Raw genomic sequence first — 2,673 nt, forward strand, 5'->3', positions numbered from 1 at the left:
CAATCTCCTTTGCGAGCTTTATTGCCTGCTTTTTAAACTCTTCATCATATTGTTTTCCTGTTCCCATTGATGACACACTCCTTTGTTTTTATTATACTTTGATTGTTTTGTATGTGTCAAGTTTTATTATACAGGATTATCCATTATATATCGTAATATTATTACAACGTTTTAATCATATTTTTAAACTATCGACGACTATTAAATGGAATTGTTTCATCTATAAAGAAACAGACCCCTATTTAAAACAGGGGCCTGATAAATTTAGCATTTTTCTTTCTTTTTGAACTTTGTCAGATTGATTATCAACGCAAAAAGTGCCATAAAAAGAACTGCCACTATGAGAGTAACTGTAGATAATTTAATAAGGCTGTCAGTTAAGCCATACATGGATCTTGTGAGTGCATTATACACAGTGTCATTATGTATCGCAAGCCCGTCATAATATTTTGTACCCTTTAGGATAGCACACGGAACAAGAATGAGCATTGAGGAACAGAAAAGTGAAGTACCTACCAATAAAGCAAACCGCTTATATGCTTTCTGTTTACTGTTGCCATAACGCCTATAAGTATAACAGCCGTTGCAATAAGAGCTATCCTTATTTTTCTCGCAAGCACAAGCAGATCTTTAAGCTTGGTGGAAATGCCATTAGGTTTATTTACATGGCTCAAAAGCATAACGTCAATGTCGGATTCAATTGCCTGTTCCACATTTTTTATTGTCTTCTGCTTTATGTCTTCAAGTTCCTGAGTATATTCAACGCCTTCTTTTTTAGCCCATTTTGTATAATCGTTTGAGATATTCTTTTCAAGAAGCGTAAAGTCTGCCTTAAACTCAGGAAGCTCACTCTTTTTGCCAAGAATATAACTGAAAGTATCTTCCACATAGCTATAAATAGCGTTTGATACATCAGTTTTGTTAATCGACTTCTTCAGGGTATCAGCTTCAACACCAGTGTAGGCATATTGTTGTTCACAATATGTCTGTATCTCCTGGAAAGCCGTGTCCTCGATTTTTATCTTGTGCATACTGTTCGTATAGGTTGTCGGTTCAAAGAAAATATTGTCTGCCGCAAACAGAAGTGACAGCGCAAGGAATAAAAACGCCAAAAACAGCGAGATTATCAGATTAGGCAGGTAGTTGTATAGTTTTTTGTTTTTCACAGATCTTACCCTCCTAATTCTTATATTCTTTGCTTACGACTTTACAGATAACATATAGCCTCTGATCTGAAAGACCCATATAGCCATTGTTCCAGCAAGTGTAGAGTATCAGATCATCTACAGGTGGATCTGCGGTCACGTCATAATACAAAAGGGAAGTATCTGTGTCTGGAAGTACCTTAGTTTCTGTGACCTCATAAGTAAATTTGCCATAATCTGTTTTTAATATCACCTGATCTCCCACTAGAATATTAGGTAAATATCTGAAATAAGTGTGGTTATGTGCCGCAAGAACAACTCTGCCTGTAGCACCTATATATGCAGAATAGTTAGATTGCACAACCCCTTTTGCTAGGAGGTCATCAGAGTCTCCCCAGTAAACAGGCTCTTTGTCAATGCCTGCCTTATCATTCTTTACGGTCAGCTCGGCATATTTGTCGCCGTAATACGGATAGATTATCTCATGCTGTTCCGTCTTATTTTCAGAATCTGGCACTGTGACTTTTGTTAATCCCTTCATAGGCAGTGCGTCTGCATTTCTGTATTTATTATCCTCTGATGGGTTTTTCAAATGAGCGTTCTCATTGAACGCTATTGCTGCATATCCTTGCAGCTCTATGAATTTTTTATAACTTACCAGCGTCATGATAGACAAACAAAGAGCCAAAACTAAAAGAGGCGTCAAGACCATTACAGCCACTGACGTCCTCTTATTTTTTTTAAGTTTGTTTGCGTCAGACGAGGAAGCTTTATCCTCTTTCCTGACCATATCTTAGCACTCTTTGTTCTTCTTAACAGCTACTGTAATACCAAATGCACTAAGAGCAAGTGTAAGAACCGCAGCAACCTGAACAGCTGTCATGCTGTTTGCACCAGTATTAAGAGAACCGTTACCTGTGTTTGTTCCAATGTTTGTATTGCCATCTGAATCAACAACCTGAACGTTCCAATCCTTGCTTGTAAGCTCGTCTACTTTGATAGTAACGCCAAAGTGATTACCTGTAGCTACACAAGCATCAGCAATAGCCTTTCTGCTATCCTCGCCCATTTCCTTAAACACCTGTCTAAGCTGATCGTTTGTTAGTGAAGCAAGATCTGTTCCTGCACCAAAAAGCTTGTCAGCAACAGGCTGAACATATGTAGCACCACAATCAGAGAGAGCCTTTACCATGTAATCATAGTCAGCAGAGCTGAACTTTGAAGCGTGAGAATCAAGGTAGTTCTTAAGCTCTGATACATGGTTAGATGGAACACCTGCTGATTTAGCTGCAGAAACAACATCGGCAGAAGAAGCTGCTGATGCACTTACAACCATTGTTGAAGCAATGATGAACGCAGTAACAGAAGCCGAAATTGACTTAAATATCTTTTTCATAACACCTATCACCTTTCGTAATATTTTCTTATAACAACATTATACACTATTAAAATTCGATTGTCAATATTATTATTGGTATTTTTTTCAGAAAAAAGCAAATATTTTTACGACAATTTGAAATAGTTATGT

General features: G+C 37.4%; 4 protein-coding genes. All 4 read right to left on the bottom strand.

Annotated features, from left to right (window positions below):
* Window positions 1-264: 264 nt before the first annotated feature.
* The 4 genes from DW793_RS13930 to DW793_RS13945 are packed head-to-tail and all read right to left on the bottom strand — an operon-like array spanning window position 265 to window position 2,541.
* Window positions 265-519 carry a hypothetical protein gene (locus DW793_RS13930; protein WP_118158501.1) on the bottom strand — a complete coding sequence of 85 codons (255 nt, stop codon included), beginning with the start codon at window positions 517-519 and terminating at the stop codon, window positions 265-267.
* A complete protein-coding gene (locus DW793_RS13935) occupies window positions 513-1,166 on the bottom strand; it encodes a hypothetical protein (RefSeq protein ID WP_118158502.1) in 654 nt (217 codons plus the stop codon). Before DW793_RS13935 ends, DW793_RS13930 begins: the two co-directional genes overlap by 7 nt.
* 13 nt (window positions 1,167-1,179) lie before the next feature.
* The gene (locus DW793_RS13940; protein WP_118158503.1) at window positions 1,180-1,935 is read right to left on the bottom strand and encodes a class D sortase; all 756 of its coding nucleotides are present in this window, start codon (window positions 1,933-1,935) and stop codon (window positions 1,180-1,182) included.
* A gap of 3 nt (window positions 1,936-1,938) precedes the next feature.
* The gene (locus DW793_RS13945; protein ID WP_117878052.1) at window positions 1,939-2,541 is read right to left on the bottom strand and encodes a hypothetical protein; all 603 of its coding nucleotides are present in this window, start codon (window positions 2,539-2,541) and stop codon (window positions 1,939-1,941) included.
* Window positions 2,542-2,673: the final 132 nt, after the last annotated feature.

The sequence above is a fragment of the Ruminococcus sp. AM31-15AC genome (genome assembly GCF_003462045.1).
GTDB classification, from domain to species: domain Bacteria; phylum Bacillota; class Clostridia; order Oscillospirales; family Ruminococcaceae; genus Hominimerdicola; species Hominimerdicola aceti.

Excerpts from the sequence above, each read along its gene's own strand:
- DW793_RS13940 (WP_118158503.1), bottom strand. The coding sequence starts at position 1,935 with ATGGTCAGGAAAGAGGATAAAGCTTCCTCGTCTGACGCAAACAAACTT.
- DW793_RS13945 (WP_117878052.1), bottom strand. The coding sequence starts at position 2,541 with ATGAAAAAGATATTTAAGTCAATTTCGGCTTCTGTTACTGCGTTCATC.